This window comes from Sphingobium indicum BiD32, assembly GCF_000382885.1.
Taxonomy (GTDB): Bacteria; Pseudomonadota; Alphaproteobacteria; order Sphingomonadales; family Sphingomonadaceae; genus Sphingobium; species Sphingobium japonicum_C.
The window spans coordinates 12,585-35,285 of record NZ_CAVK010000219.1 but is presented as its reverse complement, the minus strand read 5'-3'; the positions used below and the strand labels follow the sequence as shown (position 1 = coordinate 35,285).

Below are 22,701 nucleotides of genomic sequence, written 5' to 3'. Positions count from 1 at the left end.
GGTGACGAATTGGATATAGGACTGGGACAGGGAATAATATGGCAATCACCAAGATCCTGATCGCGAACCGTGGCGAAATTGCGTGTCGTGTCATGCGCACGGCCAAGAAGATGGGTATCAAGACCGTCGCGGTCTATTCCGATGCCGATGCGCGTGCGCCGCATGTGTTGATGGCGGATGAGGCCGTGCATATCGGCCCGTCGCCTGCGGCCCAATCCTATCTGATCGCCGACAAGATCATCGCGGCGTGCAAGGCGACCGGCGCGGACGCGGTGCATCCGGGCTACGGCTTCCTCTCGGAACGCGAAAGCTTCCGCAAGGCGCTGGATGCAGAGGGCATCATCTTCGTTGGCCCGCCCGCTAACGCCATCGCCGCGATGGGCGACAAGATCGAGTCCAAGAAGCTGGCGCTGGAAGCGGGCGTCAATGTGGTGCCCGGCTTCGTCGGCGTGATCGACGATACCGAACATGCGGTCCGCATCTCCAACGAGATCGGCTATCCGGTGATGATGAAGGCGTCGGCGGGCGGCGGCGGCAAGGGGATGCGGCTGGCTTATAGCGAGCAGGATGTCCGCGAAGGCTTTGAGGCGACCAAGCGCGAAGGCCTTGCCAGCTTCGGCGATGACCGCGTGTTCATCGAGAAGTTCATTGAAAGCCCGCGCCATATTGAAATCCAGCTGATCGGCGATCAGCACGGCAATATTATCTATCTCAACGAACGCGAATGTTCGATCCAGCGTCGCCACCAGAAGGTGGTCGAGGAAGCGCCGTCGCCCTTCGTATCGCCCGAAATGCGCAAGAAGATGGGCGAGCAATGCGTTGCCCTGGCCCGCGCGGTCGGCTATTTCAGCGCAGGCACGGTCGAATTGATCGTGTCGGGCGAGGACAAGACCGGCGACGGTTTCTACTTCCTGGAAATGAACACCCGGCTCCAGGTCGAACATCCCGTCACCGAGGAAATCACCGGCGTCGATCTGGTCGAACAGATGATCCGCGTCGCGAATGGCGAGGCGCTCAGCTTCACGCAGGACGATGTGAAGATCAACGGCTGGGCGATCGAAAACCGCGTCTATGCCGAAGATCCCTATCGCGGCTTCCTGCCCTCGACCGGTCGCCTGATCCGCTACAACCCACCCGAAACCGGCGCGGATGAGAGTGGCGCACTGATCCGTGTCGATGACGGCGTGGAGGAGGGCGGCGAAGTCTCCATGTTCTACGATCCGATGATCGCCAAGCTGATCACCTGGGCGCCCACGCGCCTGGAAGCCATCGACAAGCAGATCGAGGCGCTCGACAAGTTCGAGATAGAAGGGCCGGGCCATAATATCGATTTCGTGTCGGCGCTGATGCAGCATGAGCGGTTCCGGTCGGGCAATATCACCACCGGCTTCATCGCGGAGGAATATCCCGACGGGTTCCATGGCGCGCCCGCTTCGCCCGAACTGCTCGTGCGTCTGTCGGCGATCGGCGCGTTCGCGGCGATGGCGCAGGCCGACCGCGCCCGCCGGATCGACGGGCAGCTCGGCAAGCGCCTGGCCCCGCCGACCGGCTGGCAGGTCAAGATCGGTGACGCGGTCCATGACGTCGAAATCGACGGGGACGAAGTGATGGTCGATGGCGAAACACTCGACATGGCGCTGGAATATACGCCGGGCGATCGCCTGATCGAGGCGGAGTTTGGCGACGAGGAACTGGCCGTCCGCATCGCACCGGTGCGGTCGGGCTTTGTGCTGACCTGCCATGGGGCCAGCCACAAGCTGCGTATCCTGCCCGCCCATGCTGCACCCTATGCTGCGCACATGATCGAAAAAATCCCGCCAGACCTGTCGCGCTACCTGATCTGCCCGATGCCGGGCCTGCTGGTCGCGCTGCATGTGGGCGAGGGCGACAAGGTCGAAGCCGGGCAGCCGCTCGCCGTGATCGAGGCGATGAAGATGGAAAATATTCTGCGCGCGCAAAAGGCGGGCGTGGTCAAGAGCGTATCGGCCGCGCAGGGTGACAGCCTGGCGGTGGATGCGGTGATCCTGGAAATGGAATAGGCGCACGGCGCGATGACCTGATCCGTAGAAGCCCTCCCCCTTGAGGGGGGAGGTTGGGTGGGGGTGTACCGACGCAGGCGTGGACGCTCGGCTTCGCCTCGTTCCCCCTCCCCGCAGAGGGGGGGAAGAGCGGCCTTTGTTATTTTATGTTTCGCCCGCCTGTCGCGGCTTGCCCCGGCCCCGGCCTTTCCCTTAGCAGCCTCCGCATGAACAGCCTCCGACCGACGATCCTTCGCCTTTCCGCCATCGCCTTGAGCCTGATCGCGCTACCGGCCCACGCCGCCGAAGATCAGCAATTCTGGCTCCAGACCATCGCGCAGGGACCGATTTCGGGCGACATCGTCTATTTTGCCGAAGTCCAGTCGCGCTTTGGCACGCATATGGACGGGCTGGACCAGATGCTGCTGCGCCCAGCCATCGGCGTGAAACTGTCCGACCGGCTGACCATCTATCAGGGCTATGCCTATGTCCGCACGCCCCAGCCGGGCGGTGGCGAGACGCGCGAGCATCGCGGTTTTCAGCAGATCAACTGGTCGCTGGGCAAGCTGGCGGGCGGGCCGCTCTCGTCGCGCACGCGGATGGAGCAGCGCTGGCTGTCTAATGGCGACGATATGGCCTGGCGGCTGCGCCAGATGCTGCGGCTGGCGGTGCCGTTGAGCGGCAATACCGGCGGCGTCTCGGCGCTCGCTTATGCGGAGGGGTTCGTTGCCCTGAACGATACCGACTGGGGCGCACGCAAAGGGTTCGACCGGCTGCGCAGCTTTGCCGGGCTGGAAGTGCCTGTGGCGGGCAAGTCGACGATCGAGCTTGGCTATCTCAACCAATATGTGAAAAATCGCGGTCGGGCCGATGATGTCGATCATGTCCTGCTGCTGACATTGCAACTGCGACATTGAGAGACTCTTTTTAGTCTGTCCTACTGCCTCCGCTTCATGCGATATCGCCCCTTGTTTCGGGCACCGACGATGGCGGTTGCGCAAGGCAGTGTTGGAAATTTAATTACCAGACGCGGTAACGGAATTTCACAATTGCCGGGAAAAGTGCGAAGTTAAGGGGGCAGGGGATGAACGGAGCGGTCGGCAGCGACTATGTGATGGACGTCAAGCGCGACCGGTTGGTGATTACCGCCTCAGCGCTCGGCACCGTGTTTGAATGGTATGATTTCTATATCTATGGCGTCCTGGCTCCCATCATCGGGCGCACCTTCTTCCCGACTGACAATCCTACCGTCGAACTGCTCTATACGCTGGCAGGCTTCGCGATCGGCTTTGCGTTCCGTCCGATCGGCGCGGCGCTGTTCGGCTATCTGGGCGACAGACTGGGGCGCAAATATACGTTTCTCGCCACCATCATCCTGATGGGCGTCGCGACGGCTGGGGTTGGCCTTACCCCGTCTGCCGCCAGTATCGGCATCGCCGCGCCGATCATACTGATTACGCTGCGGATCGCGCAGGGGCTGGCGCTGGGGGGCGAATATGGCGGCGCGGCCATCTACGTCGCCGAACATGCGCCGCCCGGAAGGCGTGGCTTCTATACCAGCTTCATCCAGGCGGGCGTGATCGGCGGTTTCATCCTGTCGCTGATCGTCGTGGTCGGCACGCAGGCAATCGTCGGGCCGGAGATTTGGGCCGCCTGGGGCTGGCGGCTGCCCTTCCTCTTCTCGCTCGCCTTGCTTGGCATTTCGCTGTGGATGCGGCTGATGCTGCGCGAAAGCCCGGTGTTCACCGCGATGAAGAAGGCGGGCACCCAGTCGAAAAATCCGATCAAGGAAGCCTTCACCTATCCCGGCAACAAAAAGCGGATGCTGGTCGCGATGATCGGTATCGCGGCGGGCTTTACCGTCATTGCCTATACGGTGATGTTCCAGGCGCTCTATTTCCTCCAGAACGGGCTGCATGTGTCGCCCGGCATCGCCCAATTGCTGGTCGGCGGCAGCGCCTTTGCGGGCATGGGGGCATTCATCTTTTTCGGCCACCTGTCCGACCGGGTGGGGCGCAAGAAGCCGATCGTTATCAGCTATGCGCTGGTGCTGCTGCTGCTGATGCCGCTCTACCAGTTTATGGGTGCGACCGCGAACCCGGCGCTGGTCGAGGCGGGGGAACGCGCCCCCGTTGTCGTGCGTGGTCCGGACTGCCAGTTCGATCCCTTCGCCAAGGTCCAGCCGACCACCTGCGGCAAATTGCTCGACCATTTTTCCAAGCGCGGCATCCCCTATGACAAGCAGGCAGCACCCACGCCTGCGGTGCAGGTAGGTGGCATGGTGGTCACGGACCTGAGCGTCGATGGCCTTGACGCGGCATTGAAAGCAGGCGGCTATCCTACCGGCACGGTGACGCCGGACTGGCCCCGTGCGATGATGCTGTTTGGTGCCTTGCTGCTGCTCTGGACCCTTTCGGGCGCGACCTATGGGCCGGTGGCGGCTTTGCTGTCGGAATATTTTCCCGCGCGTATCCGCTATTCGTCGCTGTCGATCCCCTATCATATCGGCACCGGCTATTTCGGCGGATTTCTGCCGCTGGTCAGCCAATATATCGTCGCACGGACGGGTGATCCCTATGCCGGGCTTTGGTACACATTGGCCGTGGTGGCGTTGGCGCTTATCACTTGCCTCGTCGCGCTGCCCGAAACGAAGGATCGCCCGCTCGACGCCTGATATAGCCGGGAATTGCCCATGCCACGCGGTGTCGCCAAGCGGGATCTGCCGACCAAGACCTGCCCGGTCTGCAATCGCCCCTTTGCCTGGCGCAAGAAGTGGGAACGCGACTGGGACAATGTCGTCTATTGTTCCGATCGCTGCCGGACTGCCCCGCACAACGGCTGACACAAAAAAGGCCGCCGCTCCGTTGGGAGCGACGACCTTCACAATCTCTCAGACGGTCAGCGTTCGATGCACATCGCCACGCCCATGCCGCCGCCGATGCACAGGGTTGCCAGACCCTTTTTCGCGTCGCGCTTGGCCATTTCGTAGAGCAGGGTGGTCAGCACCCGCGCGCCCGATGCGCCGATCGGGTGGCCGATGGCGATCGCGCCGCCATTGACGTTGACCTTGGACGCATCCCAGCCCAGTTCCTGCCCCACAGACAGCGCCTGCGCCGCGAACGCTTCATTGGCTTCGATCAGATCGAGATCGGCCAGCGACCAGCCCGCCTTCTCCAGCGCCTTGCGGCTGGCCGGGGCCGGGCCGATGCCCATGATCGAGGGATCGACGCCGCAGGTCGCAAAACCCGCGATCCGGCCCAGGATGCTCGCGCCGCGCTTGGCGGCGGCGTCGGCGGTCATCAGCACCAGTGCGGCGGCACCATCATTCAGGCCGCTGGCGTTACCGGCGGTGACGCTGCCATCCTTCTTGAACGCAGGACGCAGCGCCTGCATCGCCTCGATCGTCGCGCCAGCGCGGATATATTCGTCGGCATCGACAATGGTGTCGCCCTTGCGGCCCTTGATCGTGATCGGCACGATCTCATCGGCGAAGCGGCCCGAAGCGCGCGCGGCTTCGGCCTTGTTCTGGCTGGCGACGGCAAAGGCGTCCTGCGCTTCGCGGCTGATCTGGTACTTTTCGGCCAGATTTTCGGCGGTCACGCCCATGTGATAATTGTTGAAGGCATCGGTCAGGCCGTCATGCGTCATCGTGTCGAGCAGCGTCAGCGGTCCCATCTTCGTGCCCGCGCGCAGATATTGCGCATGGGGGGCAAGCGACATGCTTTCCTGCCCGCCAGCCACCATGATGTTCGCGTCGCCCGCGCGGATCGCCTGGGCCGCCAATGCGACCGCGCGAAGGCCGGAGCCGCAGAGCTGGTTGAGGCCGATCGCCGTGCGCTCCACCGGAATACCGGCATTGACGGCGGCCTGACGGGCCGGATTTTGACCCTGACCGGCGCTCAGCACCTGGCCCAATATCACCTCATCCACTTCATCGGGCGCAACGCCCGCCTGCGCCAGCGCAGCGATGATCGCCTGGCGCCCCAGTTCATGCGCCGGAGTCGAACCGAACGCACCCATGAAGCTGCCGACGGCAGTGCGCTTGGCGGCGGTGATGACGATATCTGACAAAGGCTCTATCCTCTATTATTGCGGTTTCTTTTCGCAGGCGCACATAGCATCATCCACCATGGCTGGAAAGCCACCGGGACAACGGAAACCACAGAGTTTCGCGCGCCCGTCCGCCCACGACCATGCCGACATGGCCCAGTTGCAATCGCCAGTCTGTAGCCAATTCGGGTGATGCGGCGGCAGGGACGATCCGGTCAGTGTTGGAGCGGATCGAAAGGGTAGGGCAGGCGATTGCGTGCGGATCGACCGTCCGCCCGCCGACGGTCCAGCGCCCTTGTCCGCTTATATTGTCGCCATAGAGATGATCGAACAGGTCGCGTCCCGCTGCAAAGGTTAGCGGAGGCCCGCCATTGGCCCAATCCTCCACCGCCATGAAGGCGCGTTCGCCGTCCGATCCCGCCGCGACATCGGCAAAGGCGGCGAATTTGCGAATCGTCCGGGCCGGGTCCATCGCCCAGAAACCAGATTGCAGCACCTCCATCGGCACATAGCCCAATCGTTCGCACACCGGCTTTGCGCCGCGCCACAAGGCGCTGATTTCCTGTCGATCTGCGTCCGCGAAGCCATCGAAGCGCCAGGGCGACGCGATGGTCGCCACCGCCTGCATCGGGTGCAGCATCGCCGCACCCAGCGCCAGCGTCCCGCCCAGGCAATAGCCCACCAAAATGGGGGGGCGTGGCAGCGCAGCGATCAACGGCAAGAGGCGGTCCGCTATATGACCATCCAATCCCATCTTGGCATCCAGCGTGGACGGACTGCCCCAGTCCACCAGGCAGGCGTCATGCCCTGCTGCGGCCATATGGCGCAGCAAAGACCGGCGTTCGGACAGGTCCAGCACTTGGGGCGGATTGATGAGCGAGGGCACGAAAACGACCGGTGCGCGGCCATTATCAACGCCATAGCGCAGCAGCCGGGCGCTGCCTGCCTGTGCCATGCTGGCGGGGGCCGGTGGCGGGGCGGGGCGCTGCGCCTGTTGATAACGACGCAGGCCGATGAAGGCGCGTTTGCGTAGGTCAGCATCCCCCTCCGTTTCGCGCCATAAAATGTTGAGAAAAAGGGGTAAAGGCCGTGGCCCATGTTGCGGTGCGGCAACGCCCTGTGCTAATGAGGATTGTGCAGATGCGGGAGAGGTGTCCATGGCCAAATCTAAAACGGCTAATGAATCGGAGCCGGTGGTTATCAAGAAATACGCTAACCGGCGGCTTTATAACACCGAAACCTCCAGTTACATCACTCTTGATCTGTTGTCGCAGATGACGCGCGAGGGCCGCGAATTCACGGTCGTCGATGCCAAGAGCGGTGAGGACATCACCCATAATGTCCTGACCCAGATCATCATGGAAGAAGAACAGCGCGGCGAAAATATGCTGCCGGTCAATTTCTTGCGCCAGCTGATCTCCATGTATGGCGATTCGATGCAGTCGATGGTGCCGCAATATCTAGAAGCGTCGATGGACGCTTTCCGCAAGAACCAGTTGCAGTTTCAGGAAGCGATGCAGGGTGCGTTCGGTGGCGGCCCGCTGGCCGAGATCGCAAAGCGCAACATGCAGATGTTCGAGGCAGCGACCAGCGCGTTCAAGGGCGCAGGTGGCCTGATGCCGAACGTTCCGGGCATGGCGACTCCGGCTGAGGCGGAGAAGGATGACGAGATTGCCGTGTTGAAGGCGCAACTTGCCGCGCTCAACGCCAAGATAGACAAGCTGGGCTGACCCAATGGCGAAGGCCGACCGACTCGAACGACTGGACGTAAGGCGGGCCGAGCTGGAAGCCGAATATGACGCGGCGCTGATCGCGGCGTTGCACACCACTGCTGGCGGGGTGTGGGGGCTGTTCGACCACAAGCCCGACCGGCAGGCCCGCGCCAAGGCGGCACCAGTCGTTGCGGCGCTGGCTGAACTGGCAGCCGATATCGATGCTTTGCGCGATCAATTGGGGCTGGAGCCATTTGCGCTGCACCAGTCCTTCCTTGCGGCGCGCGGCCCGGTGGCGTCCGACGCGCCGGGCGAACCGAAGCAGGCCCGCGCCTGGCTTGAAAAACTGGGCGTTGCCGTCGGCTGAACGCCAATGTGCGTCGGGGGTGGACGGGGACGGCGCGCTTGGCCTATTGCGCGCCATCCATTCCCTACAGCAGGCAAGCCATTCCCGTGAAACACGCCCTTTCCGTCACCCGCGAGCAGGATTTCTCCGCTTGGTATCAGGCCGTCATTTCGGAGGCTGACCTGGCCGAAGAAAGCGGCGTGCGCGGCTGCATGGTCATCCGGCCGTGGGGCTATGGCATCTGGGAACGTATCCAGACCCTGCTCGACGCGCGGATCAAGGCGACGGGACATGAAAATTGCTATTTCCCGCTGTTCATTCCGCTGAGCTATTTCGAGAAGGAAGCCGAGCATGTCGACGGCTTTGCCAAGGAAATGGCGGTCGTCACCCATCACCGGCTGATCCAGAAGGACGGCAAGCTGGTCCCCGATCCCGAAGCGAAGCTGGAGGAACCGCTGGTCGTGCGCCCGACGTCGGAAACGGTGATCGGCGCGGCGTTCAGCCGCTGGGTCCAGTCGTGGCGCGACCTGCCCGTGCTGATCAACCAGTGGGCCAATGTCGTGCGCTGGGAAATGCGCACCCGCATGTTCCTGCGCACCACCGAATTTCTCTGGCAGGAAGGCCATACCGCCCACGCCACCGTCGATGAGGCGATGGAAGAGACGATGAAGATGCTGGAAGTCTATCGCAGCTTTGCCGAAGATTGCGTTGCCATGCCGGTGGTGGCTGGCGAGAAGCCGGAGAATGAACGCTTCCCCGGCGCGGTCGCCACTTACTCGATCGAAGCGATCATGCAGGACGGCAAGGCGTTGCAGGCGGGCACGTCGCATTTTTTGGGTACGACTTTCAGCCAGGCGCAGAATATCAAATATCAGAATGCCGAAGGGCAACAGGAGCTGGCGCAGACGACAAGCTGGGGCATGTCCACCCGGATGATCGGTGGCCTGATCATGGTCCATGGCGATGATGACGGTCTGCGCGTGCCGCCGCGCGTTGCGCCCTATCAGGTGGTCGTGGTGCCAATGCTGCGCGATACCGAAGAGGATGCGGCGATCGTCGATTACTGCGCCGATCTGGTGAGCCAGCTCAACGCGCTCGACGTGTTTCGTGAACCGGTGCGGGCGTTGCTCGATCGTCGCCCGGCCAAGGCGGCGACCAAGCGTTGGGGTTGGGTCAAGAAGGGTGCGCCGATCGTGATTGAAGTCGGCGGGCGCGATGTCGCGGGCGGCAATGTGTCGGTCATCCGTCGCGACCGGCTCTATCGGGCCGACGGCAAGCTTGACAGTCAGGTGGTGGCCAAGGGCGATTTCGTCGCCGGGGCGACGGCGATGCTGGAGGATGTGCAGGCGTCGCTATTCGCGGACGCCAAGGCGCGGCTAGACGGCCGCATCGACAAGTCGATCACCGACATAGATGCGCTGAAAACCTATTTCAACGCCAGCGCCAAGCCCGGCTGGGCGCTGGTGCAATGGGCCAAGCCGACCGGCGAGGCGCTGGAGAAGGTGGTGCAGTGGCTCAAGGGCGAGAAGCTGACGCTGCGCAATGTGCCCAACGATGCGGAGGCCGCTGACGGAACGTGTGTGTTTACGGGAGAGAAGGCGGTAGAGCGGGTGCTGGTGGGGCGGAGTTATTAAATCACCCTCCCGCTTGGGGGCGGGGTTAGGGGAGGGGATGTAAAGCGATCTCCACCCTTACATGCCCTCCCCCGACCCCTCCGTGAAGGGAGGGGAGGAAGTTAAGTTACAACACATATTTGCTCAGATCCGTGTCGTGGGCGATCGCGCTGAGCTGCTTCTCGACATAGGTGCGGTCGATCACCAGCGTTTCGCCGCGGCGGTCCTCTGCCTCGAAGCTCACATCCTCCAGTAGCTTTTCCATGACCGTCTGGAGACGGCGAGCACCGATATTTTCGACTTCGCTATTCACTTCGGCGGCGATGCGCGCAACCGCGCGGATGCCGTCGGTGGTCAGGTCGATCGTCACTTCCTCGGTCGCCAGCAGGGCGCGATATTGCGCCACAAGGCTGGCCTTGGTGTCGGAGAGGATCGCGACGAAATCCTCCTCGGTCAGCGCCTTCAGTTCGACACGGATCGGCAGGCGGCCCTGAAGTTCGGGCAGCAGGTCGCTGGGCTTGGCGACGTGGAAGGCACCGGACGCGATGAAGAGGATATGGTCGGTCTTGAGCGGGCCATATTTGGTGGACACCGTGGTGCCCTCAATCAATGGCAGCAGGTCGCGCTGCACGCCTTCGCGGCTGACCGATCCGCCGCGCACGTCACTGACAGCAATCTTGTCGATCTCGTCCAGGAATACGATGCCATTCTGCTCGGCGCTGGTGATGGCGACGCGGGCGACATCGTCCTGATCCAGGCGCTTGTCCTGCTCTTCCTCGACCAGCTTGTCCCATGCATCGGCGACGCGCATCTTGCGGCGCTTCTTCTGTTGCTGGCCGAACGCCTTGGACATCATGTCAGACAGGTTGATCATGCCGACCTGACCGCCCATGCCGGGGATTTCCATCGGCATGGAGGGGCTGTCGGCGACTTCCACCTCGACCTCGACCTCGTTCATCTGATGCTGCTCGATCTTCTGGCGGAAGGACAGCCGGGTGGCCTCGCTCGCCTCCTTGCCGGTGAGCGCGTCGAGCAGGCGGGCCATAGCGGCTTCGGATGCCGCTTCGCGCACGGCTTCGCGGCGGCGGTCCTTTTCCAGCCGTACGGCTTCCTCGACCAGATCGCGGACGATCTGTTCGACGTCGCGGCCGACATAGCCGACTTCGGTGAATTTGGTGGCTTCGACCTTGACGAAGGGCGCGTCGGCGAGTTTCGCCAGACGACGGCTGATCTCTGTCTTGCCGCAGCCGGTCGGCCCGATCATCAGGATATTCTTGGGCGTCACCTCATCCCGCAGGTCGTCGGGCAGATGCTGCCGCCGCCAGCGGTTGCGCAGGGCCACGGCAACGGCGCGCTTGGCGTCATGCTGGCCGATGATGTGGGCGTCGAGCGCGGCGACGATGGCTTTGGGGGTCAGATTGTCATTCATGTTGGTCCTTCTCCCCTCCCTTCAGGGAGGGGTCGGGGGAGGGGCTGTTACGGGATCGCCCTCACAGGCCCTCCCCTAACCCCTCCCGCAAGCGGGAGGGGAATTTTAAGCAGCGCTGTCCAGCGTTTCGATGGTCAGCTGATCGTTGGTGTAAACGCAGATGTCCGCCGCCACGGCCATGGCCTTGCGCGCCAAAGTCTCCGCGTCGCTCTCATAATCCATCAGCGCGCGGGCGGCGGCGAGGGCGAAGTTACCACCGGAACCGATCGCGGCCACGCCGTTCACCGGCTCCAGCACATCGCCATTGCCGGTCAGGATCAATGTGACATCCTTGTCCGCGACAATCATCATCGCTTCCAGATTGCGCAGATATTTGTCGGTGCGCCAATCCTTGGCCAGTTCGACCGCCGAGCGCATCAGCTGGCCATTATGACGTTCAAGCTTGGCCTCCAGCCGCTCGAACAGGGTGAAGGCGTCGGCGGTGGCTCCGGCAAAGCCGCCGATGACGCTGCCGTCATGCAGGCGGCGGACCTTGCGGGCGTTGGGCTTCATCACCGTCTGGCCCATGGAAACCTGACCGTCGCCGGCAACGACGACCTTTCCATTCTTGCGCACAGACATGATGGTGGTGCCATGCCAGACCGGCATGGCGCTGCTGTTATGGTCGTTCATGGGGCGGCATATGGGACGCTGTGCCGCTTGGCGCAAGTCGGCTCGGCAAACGATGAAGCGTTGCATTTTGGCGACAATATTCTGACAATCTGTTCATGAACAAATGTCGATCAATTGACATTGTGCATTGCACCACCAATCATGAGCGTCCGAATTTACGGGGAGGACTCGCATGACTCTCAAGGCCAGGGCACAGGAAAAGGTCGAGCGCGCGGGCATATCCAACTATAGTTTCGATCATGATGACGTGCTGGTGATGTGCGGCGTGCGCTATACGATCGAAGCCTGCAACTGTGGCGAACCGGAATGTGACGGCGTTCGACTGCGGAAAAATGCAACAGCCATCGGGCGCGTGTTGCAATAATTCACCAATAGTTGGTCAGCGCATCGCGTCTTTCCCGGCGCGGCCGACAGATTCGATATCGCGGCCCACGCCCTGCACCGTGTTGCAGGCGGCCAGCGTAGCCAATATCATCAGAAACAGCGCTTTTCGCATTAATCCCTCACTCCATATATGCGGCGACCGCTTTTAAGCCCGCCGGCACGCAGGTGCAAAGGGGCAATTTCCGGGACGGCGTTCCCCCACGCTTGACAGCGCGCGCCAGCGATGCCAATGGCCGCCTCCTCCTTAAGGGGGCGCGTAGCTCAGTGGTAGAGCACACCCTTCACACGGGTGGGGTCGCAGGTTCAATCCCTGCCGCGCCCACCATGGCTTGGCGCCATGGTCAGGACAGATTATTTCCCTCCATTGATCTTTTCAGTCTCATCGCGCTAAGATTTGGCCTTGATCCGGCGTCGCGTGCGGTCGCTGGCCTGAAAGGATATCGATGCCTCCCTATCTGAAATCCGGCGCAGCCCTTGGCGCGCTGCTTGCGCTGTCTGCTCTGCCTGTCATGGCGCAGGAGAAGCTGACGCTCGAACGGGTTTTCGCCAGTCCCGACCTTGCCGGACCGCAGCCGCGCGCGCTCAAATTGTCGCCGGACGGATCGCTCGTCACCCTGCTCAAGCCGCGCGCGGACGAGAAGGAACGGCTCGACCTGTGGGCGATCGACACGCGCACCGGCCAGCAGCGGATGCTGGTCGATTCGCGCAAGACAGGCAGTGGTGCGGCCCTGTCCGAAGCGGAAAAGATGCAGCGCGAGCGCGACCGGTCCGTCGCGGGCAGCAGCGGCATTACCAGCTATGACTGGTCGCCCGATGGCAAGTCCATCCTGGTGCCGGTCGATGGCGACCTCTATCTCGCCGCGCTGGACGGCAAGGTGCGGCGGCTGACCGACACGCCCGATGGTGAACTCAACGGCGTGGTCAGTCCCAAGGGCGGCTTCGTGTCCTTCGTGCGCGGCGGTAATTTGTTCGTGCAGCCGATCGGTGGCGCGGAACGGCAAGTAACGCAGGGGGCCAGCGATACAATAAGCTGGGGCGTGGCGGAATTTGTCGCGCAGGAAGAAATGGACCGGCGCACCGGCTATTGGTGGTCGCCCGATGACGCCCTGATCGCGGTCGCGCGGGTGGATGAAAGCCCGGTCGGTATCGTCACTCGCACCGCGATCGGCGGGGAGGGAACGAAGGTCTATCAGCAGCGCTATCCCGCCGCCGGGACGCCCAACGCCATCGTTGACCTTTACGTCATGAAACCGGACGGGTCGGGACAGGTGAAGGTCGATCTGGGACCGGACAGCGACATCTATCTGGCGCGGGTCGACTGGGCGAAGGATGGCCGCACGCTCTATGTCCAGCGCGAGATGCGCGACCAGAAGCGGCTCGATCTGCTGGCGGTCGATCCCGCGACCGGCAAGGCGAAACTGGTCCTGAGCGAAACAGCCAAAAGCTGGATCAACCTCAGCGACAATTTCCACCCCTTGTCGGGCGGCGATTTCCTCTGGTGGTCGGAAAAGAGCGGTCATGGCCATCTCTACCGGGTGCATGGCGACAAGTGGACGGCGCTGACCAGCGGCGACTGGGAGGTCAAGACGCTGGTGGCAGTCGATGAAAAAGCGGGGCTGGCCTATTTCACCGGCAATCGCGAAACGCCGCTGGAGCAGCAACTCTACAGCGCGCCGATCACCCGCCCTGCCGCGCCGCGCCAGATCACGACCAGCGGCTGGTGGAATGATGCGGTGATGGATGGCGCGGCCAGCCGTATCGTCATCACCCGCCAGAATAGCGATCAGCCCAAGCAGGTCTATCTGGCCGACAGTGCGGGCAAGCAGTTGCAATGGCTGTCGGAAAACGCGCTGAAGGGCGATCATCCCTATGCGCCCTATCTGGCGAGCCATGTCAAAACCCGCTTCGGCACGATCCAGGCGAAGGACGGCACGACGCTTTATAGCAGGATCATGACCCCGCCGATCGAGCCGGGCAAACGCTATCCAGTGTTCATGATCCATTATGGTGGGCCGGGTGGCGGGCGGCAGGTCACCAACACATGGTCCGGCGCGCTCAACCAATATCTGGTCGACCGGGGCTGGATCGTCTTTGCGGTGGACAATCGCGGAACGCCCGATCGTGGCAAGGCGTTCGAGGATCATCTCTATCGTGCCATGGGGACTGTCGAGGTGGAGGACCAGTTGGCGGGCGTCGATTGGCTGAAAGCCCAGCCTTTCGTCGATCCCCAGCGGATCGCGACCTATGGCTGGTCCTATGGTGGCTATATGTCATTGAAGCTGCTGGAGAAGGCACCGGGCATATTCGCGGCGGCGGTTGCGGGTGCGCCGGTGACCAAGTGGGAATTGTACGACACCCATTATACCGAACGCTATCTGGGACAGCCACAGGACAAGCCCAGCGCCTATCCGGCATCGGGTGCGATCGAGGAGGCGGTGAAGATCAGCGATCCGTTGCTGCTGGTTCATGGCATGTCCGACGATAATGTCGTGTTCGACAATGCCACCGCGCTGATGGCGAAGATGCAAGGCGGGGCGGTGCCGTTCGAGATGATGGCCTATCCGGGTCAGACCCACCGCGTCGGCGGTCCGGGGATCAGTGTCCATCTGTGGCGCACGATCGAGGACTTCCTGGCGCGGCGCGGGGTGTCGCCCGACGCAGCCACGCCATAAGCGACAAGGGCGTTGCCGCATTCTGGCAACGTCCAGCGTCAAAAGCTGGACTTTTGCGCAACAAAGGGCTTGCCACTGGACAAATGGCGCAACGCCGCTATGGCGCGCACTCCGCAATATCTGCATCGGAGTGGAGTGTTCAGTCATGGGTTACAGGGTCGTCGTCGTAGGTGCCACCGGGAATGTGGGCCGCGAAATGCTGACCATTCTCGCCGAGCGCGAGTTCCCGATTGACGAGATCGCCGCGGTCGCATCGTCGCGCTCGCAGGGGCTGACCGTTGATTTCGGTGAAACCGGCAAGACGATCAAATGCCAGAGCATCGAACATTTCGACTTTACCGGCTGGGACATCGCCCTGTTCGCTGCGGGCAGCGGCCCGACGGCTGAATATGCGCCCAAGGCGGCGGCGGCCGGCTGCGTCGTGATCGACAACAGCTCGCTCTATCGCATGGACCCGGACGTGCCGTTGATCGTGCCCGAAGTGAACCCGGACGCGATCGACGGCTACACAAAGAAGAACATCATCGCCAACCCCAACTGCTCGACCGCGCAGATGGTCGTCGCGTTGAAGCCGCTGCATGACGCCGCGATCATCAAGCGCGTCGTCGTCGCCACCTATCAGTCGGTGTCCGGCGCGGGCAAGGCGGGGATGGACGAGCTTTTCGAGCAGTCGCGCAACATCTTCGTGGGCGATCCGGCCGAAGCGAAGAAGTTCACCAAGCAGATCGCCTTCAACGTGATCCCGCACATCGACGTTTTCCTGGACGATGGTTCGACCAAGGAAGAATGGAAGATGGTCGCGGAAACCAAGAAGATCCTCGATCCCAAGATCAAGCTGACCGCGACCTGCGTGCGCGTGCCGGTGTTCGTGGGCCATAGCGAAGCGATCAACATCGAGTTCGAGAAGGAAATCAGCGCCAAGGAAGCGCAGGACATCCTGCGTGAAGCCCCCGGCATCATGCTGGTCGATAAGCGCGAGGATGGCGGTTACATCACCCCCATCGAATGCGTCGGCGACTTCGCGACCTTCATCAGCCGCGTGCGTGAGGACCCGACCGTCGACAGCGGCATCTCACTCTGGTGCGTCAGCGACAATCTGCGCAAGGGCGCAGCGCTGAACGCGGTGCAGATCGCCGAACTGCTGGGCCGTCGCCACCTCAAGAAGGGCTGATGGCCCGATGATTTCCGGCGCTGCCGCTGTCTGGAACGCTCTTCCAGTGCTGCAGCGCCGGATGATCCTGTCTCTGGCCGTTGCGATCGGCCTTGCCAATATCGCGCAGCCCTATCCCGACCTGGCCCCGCTGCAACATGGGCCGACCATCGCGTTGCTGATCGCTGCGCCATGGCTGTTGCGGCGCTGGCCACTTTCCAACGGCGCGACAGGCTGCATCTGGCTTTTCCTTTTGCTCCATACGCTGGGCGCACGATGGATATATTCCTATGTGCCTTATGATGATTGGGCGCGGGCGCTGGTCGGACATGACCTGTCCTGGCTTCTCGGCACATCGCGCAATGGCTATGACCGGCTGGTCCATTTCGCTTTCGGCGCTTTGCTGACGATGCCGCTGGCGCAGAGCGCGCATCGCTTCGGGGGATTGCGCCATGGCTGGAGCCTTGCCTTCGCCTTGGCTGCCGTCGGGCTTGGCAGCGCGCTCTACGAAATATTCGAGTGGCTGCTGACGCTTCTGGCGGCGGGCGAGACGGCGGACTATTATAATGGTCAGCAGGGCGACGTCTGGGACGCGCAAAAGGATATGGCCGCCGCGCAGCTGGGCAGCCTGATCGCCATGATCGCACTCTTGCGCCATCGCCGCTGACGCCATATCGGCTAGCGGCCTCCGCTGTGAAAGGATTTGCGCCCATGACCGACCTGCCGATCGAACGCCATGAGATCAAAGGTTTCGATGGCCTGCCGATCGCGGTGCATGTGGTGGGGGAAGGTCGGGATCTGGTGCTGATCCATGGCTATTTCTCCAACGCCTTCACCAACTGGATACGCTATGGCCATGCCGCGCGGCTGGTGGAGGCTGGTTTCCGCCTGATCATGCCCGACCTGCGCGGCCATGGGGAAAGCGGGAAGCCACACGATATCGCCGCCTATCCGCCCGATGCGCTGACCGATGACGGGCTGGCGCTGATCAAGCAAATGGGGCTGAACGACTATGATCTGGGTGGCTATTCGCTTGGCGCGCGGACGACGATGCGGATGCTCGCGCGCGGAGCCAGCCCAAGGCGGGTGATCCTGGCGGGCATGGGCTTGCGCGGACTGGTACAGACGCTCGACAATGGCGGCTATTACCGCAATGTGCTGACCAACCTCGGCACGTTCGAGCGCGGCACGTCGGAATGGATGACGGAGGCCTTCCTCAAGACCACCAAGGGCGATCCGGTGGCCATGCTGCACATCCTCAACACCTTCGTCGATACGCCGCGCGACACGATCGCCGCGATCCAGCAGCCGACCGAGATCATCTGCGGCGCGGATGACCGGGATAATGGCGTGGCGCAGGAATTGGCCGACCTGCTGCCCAATGGCCGCTATGTCGAGATACCGGGCAATCATATGAATGCCGTCACGCGCAAGGAATTGGGGCAGGCGATGGTCGATTTCCTGACGGCTTGACTGTATCGCCCGGCCAAGTCACCTTCCCTTCATAAGCCTATGAGGGGAGTTCCCATGAAAATCGCCATCTCGCTCGCTGCGCTTGCGGCCGCGCTCATTGCATCGCCCGTCCTTGCCCAGCAGACGCCAGCGCCAACCGTAACGGAGGCCGAAGCCTTCCTTGCCAAGGCGGAAAAGGCGATGTTTGATCATTCGTTGATCTCCAGCCGCGCCGACTGGGTCAACTCGACCTATCTGAGCGATGATAGCGATGCGGTCGCCGCCTATTTCGGCGCAATCCGCACGTCGATGAATGTCGATTATGCGCTGGAAGCGGCCAAATATGCCACCGCGACGGGCCTGTCCGTTGAAACGAAGCGTCGACTGGATCTGCTGCGCACGGCGCTGACCTTGCCCGCGCCGACTGCGCCGGGCGCGGCGCAGGAACTGAATGATCTCGCGACCCGGCTCCAGTCGGCCTATGGCAAGGGCAAGGGGACGCTGAAAGGTCAGCCGATCAATGGCAGCGACATTGAAGAGCAGATGGGCAATAACCGCAACCCCGAAGAGCTGAAGGAAATGTGGGTCAGCTGGCACGACAATGTGGGCGCGCCGATGCGCGGCGATTATGCCAAGCTGGTCGACATTGCCAATGCCGGGGCCAAGGAGCTGGGTTTTGCCGATACAGGCGCTATGTGGCGGTCCAAATATGACATGCCCGCCGATGATTTCGCCAAGCTGACCGACAAGATCTGGGCAGAGGTCAAGCCGCTCTACGACCAGCTTCATTGCTATACCCGCGCCAAGCTGAATGAAAAATATGGCGACGCGGTGCAGCCTGCATCCGGCCCGATCCGCGCCGATCTGCTGGGCAATATGTGGGCGCAATCCTGGGGCAATATCTATGATGTCGTGGCCCCCAAGGGCGCGGGCGATCTGGGTTATGATGTTGGCGAATTATTGAAGGCCAAGGGCTATGTCGAAACCCGCCCCGGTCAGGTCGATACGCCCGATACCCCCGAACAGCAGCGACGCGGCTATTGGGAAAAGCAGATGTTCAAGATTGGTGAGGGCTTTTATTCCTCGCTTGGCTTTGCGCCGCTGCCGGCGACCTTCTGGGATCGCACCCAGTTCATCAAGCCGCTCGACCGCGAAGTCGTCTGCCATGCGTCGGCCTGGGATCTGGACAATAAGGACGACATACGGGTCAAGATGTGCACGAAGGTCAATAGCGACGACTTCGTGACTATCCATCATGAGCTGGGCCATAATTATTATCAGCGCGCCTACCAGAAACAGAAGCCGCTGTATCTGGACGGGGCAAATGACGGGTTCCACGAAGCGATCGGCGATTTCGTCGCGCTGTCGATCACGCCCGACTATTTGGTGAAGATCGGCCTGCTCGACGCCGCCAAGGTGCCGGGACCGGACAAGGATATCGGCCTGCTGCTGCGGCAGGCGATGGACAAGGTGGCTTTCCTGCCGTTCGGCCTACTGGTCGACAAGTGGCGCTGGGGGGTGTTCAACGGCACTATTCCCCAGAGTCAGTATGAAAAGGGCTGGACCGACCTGCGCCGCCAGTATCAGGGCATCGTCCCGCCCGTGTCCCGTGATGAAACGAAGTTCGACGCAGGCGCCAAGTTCCATATTCCGGGCAATACGCCCTATACCCGCTATTTCCTGGCGGGCATTTTGCAACAGCAATTCTATGAAGCGGCCTGCAAGCAATCGGGCTGGAAGGGGCCGCTGCATCGCTGTTCTTTCTATGGAAACAAAGCGGTAGGGGCGAAACTTAACGCTATGCTGGAAATGGGCGCATCCAAACCCTGGCCCGATGCATTGCAGGCCTTCACTGGCACGCGCGAGATTTCGGGCAAGGCGATGACCGCCTATTTCGCGCCGTTGCAGAAATGGCTGGTCCAGCAGAATAAGGGCAAGTCATGCGGCTGGTAATCGTCAAGTAAATTTACTAAAGGCCCGGCGCATGGACCCGGCGATCATCATTATTGCTTTGCTCTTCTTCACCAGCGTCATCATGGCGCTGGCGATGGGGGTGGCGTGGTTACACTTTGGACGCCAGCGTCATGTGTTGAGCTGGGCGCTCTCCTATAGTGCTGCGATGATGCAATGGATCGCCAATGCCGGTGGTATTGTCTTGAAAAGCGGCCCGTTGATGGCGCTCGCCGCGAGTTGCATCGTCGTCAGCGGTACATTGGTGGTCGTAGGCGTGCGTCAGCGGTCGGGGCAAAGCGTGCCATGGCGATTGATGATCGCCGCAGGATCGGTTGTGGCCGTCGGCGGCATCTATGCGGCCATGATCCAAGACCGGTCCCTTCAGGGCATGATCGTGCCCGGCTATGTCGGCATATTGATGCTCTGTTCGGCTGCTTCGCTCTGGCCGCGCGAACGGCGGTTCAACGCGCCGGAAATGGCATTTTTCATCATGTTCCTGATGTTCGCGCTGTTCCAGTCGTCGCTGGCGATCAGCGCCGCTGCCGATCTGGGGCGGGCACCGGGGGCGGGACTGGTGGCCTATCGCGCCATATTGGGCCTGGGCCTGCCGTCCATCTATGTCGGCACGGGCGTAGCGGCCGTCATGGTGGTGGCGGGTGATCTGGCGCACCAGTTGCGACGGCAGATGCGGCATGATCCGCTGACCAATGTTCTCAACCGACGCGGGCTGGATGAGGCGGCAGTGCGCGCCATCGCCAATGCCCGCCGCTACGATCGGCCGCTGGCGCTGGTGGTGTGCGATCTTGACGGGTTCAAGGCGCTGAATGACGGCCATGGCCATATCACCGGGGACGCCGCATTGCGCGGCTTTGCCCAGTTGCTGACCAGCGCGGTGCGCCGCGGCGACATTGTGGCGCGCATGGGCGGCGACGAGTTCGGCCTGTTGCTGGTCGAGACGAACGCGGCTGCCGCCGCTGACGTGATGGAGCGGGTGCGCGCGGAGATTGGCTGCCTGATCCTGCCCAGCGCCCCGCGCGCGCACCTGCGCGCCAGCTTTGGTGTGGCGGAATTGCAGGCGGGCGACGAACAACTTGATGATCTGGTCGCCCGCGCTGACGCTGCCCTTTACGACGCCAAGCGCGACGGCAAGGACCGGGTCGCTATCTGGCGCAACGCTGCCTGATTATCTGAATGGGGGTTCGTTGAACGCGCGCAGCTTGCGACTATGCAGTTTCGCGCCCCCTTCACGCAGCAATTCGCAGGTCATCAGCCCGACGCGCAAATGGCTGGCAATCGCTTCCTCATAGAAGCGGTTGGCCTGGCCCGGCAGTTTCAGTTCGCCATGAATAGGCTTGTCGGACACGCACAGCAATGTGCCGTAGGGAACGCGGAACCGATAGCCCTGCGCCGCGATGGTCGCTGATTCCATGTCGATCCCGACCGCGCGCGACAGGCTGAAGCGCAGGGCGGAACTGGAATAGCGCAATTCCCAGTTGCGATCGTCGGTGGTGACCACGGTGCCGGTGCGCAGGCGACGCTTGAAATCCTCCGGGTCACGGCCGCCCAGCACGGCTTCGGCCGCCTGCGCCATCGCCACCTGCACTTCGGCGATTGCCGGGACCGGGATTTCGGGCGGGAGCATGGCGTCCAGCACCTTGTCATCGCGCAGATAGGCGTGGGCCAGCACATAGTCGCCGATCCGCTGGCTGGGCCGCAGGCCGCCGCAATGGCCGATCATCAGCCAGGCTTCGGGGCGCAGGACCGCCAGATGATCGCAGATCGTCTTGGCATTGGATGGGCCGACACCGATATTGACTAGCGTGATGCCGCTGCCGTCGGGCGCAATCAGATGATAGGCCGGCATCTGATGCCTGCGCCAGGCGCTGTCCGCTATCATGCGCGCAGGATCGGCGGTTTCGGGGGTCACATAGACGCCGCCAGCACCCGACAGGGCAGTGAAGCGGCTGCCCTCCCGCTGCAATTCCGCGCAGGCCCAGGCGACAAATTCATCCACATAGCGGTGATAGTTGGTGAACAGGATGTAGCTTTGCACATGCTCGGCTGGCGTACCGGTATAATGTTTGAGGCGCGCGAGCGAAAAGTCCGTGCGCAGCCCGTCGAACAGCGCCAGCGGCCGCTCACCATCCGCATCGGGCATGAAGAGGCCATCGGCAATCTCGTCGCCAATCTCGGCCAGTTCTGTGGCGGGGAAGTATCGCGCCAGTTCGGTCGGCGGTGTGCCGTCGAGCGCCCCCATGTCCAGACCGTCCAGCACATAGGGGAATGGGATTTGCTGATGGCTCAGCCCGGTTTCGACCTCCACCCCATAATCGCGGACGAGCAGGTCGATCTGTTCTGCGAGATAGTCGCCGAACATCGCGGGTCGGGTGACGGTGGTGACGTAGCGGCCGGGCTTGGACAGGCGGGCGAAGGAACGACCGGGCGGCGGCGCGGCGCTGTCCCCATGATAGATGATGCGTAATTCGGGATAGCAGAAGCGCTGGTCCTGCCGCGCTTGCGGCGGCGGTATGCTGCCATCGCGGCCATAGGCGCGCATGGCGTCGCGTAATGTGTCGATGGATGTCTGATAGAGGCGGTCCAGTTGCGCGACCGTTGCGCTGCCGATGCTTTGTGTCATCGCCCCCTGTTAACGCAGTTGCATGACGGAGGAAAGTCGGCGCGCGATCAAAAGCGCGCGCCGTACTTTTCAATCAGAGCTGGCCCAGCATATGGTCGGCCGACGACAGCTTGAAGTCGCCGGGGGCTTCGACATTCAGTTCGGTAACGACGCCGTCCTTAACGATCATCGAGAAACGCTGGCCGCGCTGGCCAAGGCCAAATTTACTGCCGTCCATGGTCAGGCCCACGGCCTGCGCGAAATCGCCATTGCCATCGGCCAGCATCGTCACCTTGCCATCGGCACCCGCCGATTTGCCCCATGCGCCCATGACGAATGCGTCGTTGACGGCGGTGCAGGCGATTTCATCGACGCCCTTGTCCTTGAGCGCATCGGCCTTGTCGATGAAGCCGGGCAGATGCTTGGCCGAGCAGGTCGGCGTGAATGCGCCGGGAACGGAAAAAACCGCAATCGTCCGACCAGCGAAATATTCCTCCGACGCCACGGCCTGCGGGCCGTCCTCGGTCATTTTCGTGAACGTCGTGCTGGGAAGGCGGTCGCCCTTGGCAATGGTCATCATCATTCTCCTGAAACTGACGATGGCGCAGGTCGTTGCTGCCGGACGCACTGTCA

General features: G+C 62.4%; 21 protein-coding genes and 1 tRNA gene. 15 read left to right on the top strand and 7 right to left on the bottom strand.

What is annotated here, in order from left to right; all coding sequences use genetic code 11:
• Positions 1–38: 38 nt before the first annotated feature.
• The 4 genes from EBBID32_RS19865 (at position 39) to EBBID32_RS23810 (ending at position 4,860) form a co-directional block, all read left to right on the top strand.
• Positions 39–2,039: an acetyl-CoA carboxylase biotin carboxylase subunit gene (locus EBBID32_RS19865; protein WP_006965135.1), complete on the top strand. Its 2,001-nt coding sequence runs from the start codon at positions 39–41 to the stop codon at positions 2,037–2,039.
• 206 nt (positions 2,040–2,245) lie between these two features.
• Positions 2,246–2,935 (top strand): DUF2490 domain-containing protein, encoded by a 690-nt coding sequence (locus tag EBBID32_RS19860; RefSeq protein WP_006965133.1) that lies wholly within the window; start codon positions 2,246–2,248, stop codon positions 2,933–2,935.
• Between the two features lie 167 nt (positions 2,936–3,102).
• A complete protein-coding gene (locus tag EBBID32_RS19855; RefSeq protein ID WP_006965131.1) occupies positions 3,103–4,692 on the top strand; it encodes an MFS transporter in 1,590 nt (529 codons plus the stop codon).
• 18 nt (positions 4,693–4,710) lie between these two features.
• Positions 4,711–4,860 carry a DUF2256 domain-containing protein gene (locus EBBID32_RS23810; protein ID WP_006965129.1) on the top strand — a complete coding sequence of 50 codons (150 nt, stop codon included), beginning with the start codon at positions 4,711–4,713 and terminating at the stop codon, positions 4,858–4,860.
• Between the two features lie 56 nt (positions 4,861–4,916).
• On the opposite strand, the gene EBBID32_RS19850 is transcribed toward EBBID32_RS23810, so the two are convergent.
• Together EBBID32_RS19850 and EBBID32_RS19845 are read right to left on the bottom strand one after the other, a co-directional pair.
• The gene (locus EBBID32_RS19850) at positions 4,917–6,089 is read right to left on the bottom strand and encodes an acetyl-CoA C-acetyltransferase (RefSeq protein WP_006965127.1); all 1,173 of its coding nucleotides are present in this window, start codon (positions 6,087–6,089) and stop codon (positions 4,917–4,919) included.
• Positions 6,090–6,138: 49 nt separating this feature from the next.
• Positions 6,139–7,227 (bottom strand): alpha/beta hydrolase, encoded by a 1,089-nt coding sequence (locus tag EBBID32_RS19845; RefSeq protein WP_006965125.1) that lies wholly within the window; start codon positions 7,225–7,227, stop codon positions 6,139–6,141.
• On the opposite strand from EBBID32_RS19845, the gene phaR reads away from it, so the two are divergent.
• From phaR to proS, 3 genes are all read left to right on the top strand, one after another.
• Positions 7,226–7,798: a polyhydroxyalkanoate synthesis repressor PhaR gene (gene phaR, locus EBBID32_RS19840; protein WP_037492079.1), complete on the top strand. Its 573-nt coding sequence runs from the start codon at positions 7,226–7,228 to the stop codon at positions 7,796–7,798. The two genes, EBBID32_RS19845 and phaR, sit on opposite strands and share 2 nt — an antisense overlap.
• 4 nt (positions 7,799–7,802) lie before the next feature.
• Positions 7,803–8,147 carry a hypothetical protein gene (locus EBBID32_RS19835; RefSeq protein ID WP_006965121.1) on the top strand — a complete coding sequence of 115 codons (345 nt, stop codon included), beginning with the start codon at positions 7,803–7,805 and terminating at the stop codon, positions 8,145–8,147.
• Between the two features lie 86 nt (positions 8,148–8,233).
• Entirely contained in the window at positions 8,234–9,760 is a 1,527-nt protein-coding gene (gene proS, locus EBBID32_RS19830) for a proline--tRNA ligase (protein WP_037492077.1), read from the top strand.
• Positions 9,761–9,866: 106 nt separating this feature from the next.
• Here proS and hslU read toward each other — a convergent pair whose 3' ends face one another.
• Both hslU and hslV read right to left on the bottom strand, forming a co-directional pair.
• Entirely contained in the window at positions 9,867–11,168 is a 1,302-nt protein-coding gene (gene hslU, locus EBBID32_RS19825) for an ATP-dependent protease ATPase subunit HslU (RefSeq protein WP_006965118.1), read from the bottom strand.
• A 105-nt stretch (positions 11,169–11,273) separates the two neighbouring features.
• Positions 11,274–11,840 carry an ATP-dependent protease subunit HslV gene (gene hslV / locus EBBID32_RS19820; protein WP_037492075.1) on the bottom strand — a complete coding sequence of 189 codons (567 nt, stop codon included), beginning with the start codon at positions 11,838–11,840 and terminating at the stop codon, positions 11,274–11,276.
• Positions 11,841–12,012: 172 nt separating this feature from the next.
• Between hslV and EBBID32_RS19815 the strand changes: the two genes are divergently transcribed.
• The gene (locus tag EBBID32_RS19815; protein ID WP_006965114.1) at positions 12,013–12,204 is read left to right on the top strand and encodes a hypothetical protein; all 192 of its coding nucleotides are present in this window, start codon (positions 12,013–12,015) and stop codon (positions 12,202–12,204) included.
• Between the two features lie 15 nt (positions 12,205–12,219).
• On the opposite strand, the gene EBBID32_RS19810 is transcribed toward EBBID32_RS19815, so the two are convergent.
• The gene (locus tag EBBID32_RS19810; protein ID WP_006965112.1) at positions 12,220–12,336 is read right to left on the bottom strand and encodes an entericidin A/B family lipoprotein; all 117 of its coding nucleotides are present in this window, start codon (positions 12,334–12,336) and stop codon (positions 12,220–12,222) included.
• Positions 12,337–12,474: 138 nt separating this feature from the next.
• On the opposite strand from EBBID32_RS19810, the gene EBBID32_RS19805 reads away from it, so the two are divergent.
• The 7 genes from EBBID32_RS19805 (at position 12,475) to EBBID32_RS19775 (ending at position 20,634) form a co-directional block, all read left to right on the top strand.
• Positions 12,475–12,549, top strand: a tRNA-Val gene (locus EBBID32_RS19805).
• 118 nt (positions 12,550–12,667) lie between these two features.
• The gene (locus EBBID32_RS19800) at positions 12,668–14,896 is read left to right on the top strand and encodes a S9 family peptidase (protein WP_006965107.1); all 2,229 of its coding nucleotides are present in this window, start codon (positions 12,668–12,670) and stop codon (positions 14,894–14,896) included.
• A 145-nt stretch (positions 14,897–15,041) separates the two neighbouring features.
• The gene (locus EBBID32_RS19795) at positions 15,042–16,067 is read left to right on the top strand and encodes an aspartate-semialdehyde dehydrogenase (protein WP_006965105.1); all 1,026 of its coding nucleotides are present in this window, start codon (positions 15,042–15,044) and stop codon (positions 16,065–16,067) included.
• A gap of 7 nt (positions 16,068–16,074) precedes the next feature.
• Positions 16,075–16,713, top strand: a complete 639-nt coding sequence (locus tag EBBID32_RS19790) for a DUF2238 domain-containing protein (protein WP_006965103.1) — start codon at positions 16,075–16,077, stop codon at positions 16,711–16,713.
• 44 nt (positions 16,714–16,757) lie between these two features.
• Complete coding sequence (locus tag EBBID32_RS19785; protein ID WP_006965101.1) at positions 16,758–17,519, top strand: alpha/beta fold hydrolase; 762 nt, start codon at positions 16,758–16,760, stop codon at positions 17,517–17,519.
• Between the two features lie 54 nt (positions 17,520–17,573).
• The gene (locus EBBID32_RS19780) at positions 17,574–19,451 is read left to right on the top strand and encodes a M2 family metallopeptidase (RefSeq protein WP_006965099.1); all 1,878 of its coding nucleotides are present in this window, start codon (positions 17,574–17,576) and stop codon (positions 19,449–19,451) included.
• A gap of 31 nt (positions 19,452–19,482) precedes the next feature.
• Positions 19,483–20,634 (top strand): GGDEF domain-containing protein, encoded by a 1,152-nt coding sequence (locus tag EBBID32_RS19775; RefSeq protein ID WP_006965097.1) that lies wholly within the window; start codon positions 19,483–19,485, stop codon positions 20,632–20,634.
• On the opposite strand, the gene EBBID32_RS19770 is transcribed toward EBBID32_RS19775, so the two are convergent.
• The gene (locus EBBID32_RS19770; RefSeq protein WP_006965095.1) at positions 20,635–22,089 is read right to left on the bottom strand and encodes an AMP nucleosidase; all 1,455 of its coding nucleotides are present in this window, start codon (positions 22,087–22,089) and stop codon (positions 20,635–20,637) included.
• Between the two features lie 73 nt (positions 22,090–22,162).
• On the bottom strand, positions 22,163–22,645 hold the full coding sequence (locus tag EBBID32_RS19765; RefSeq protein WP_037492083.1) for a peroxiredoxin: 483 nt from the start codon (positions 22,643–22,645) through the stop codon (positions 22,163–22,165).
• Between the last annotated feature and the right edge of the window lie 56 nt (positions 22,646–22,701).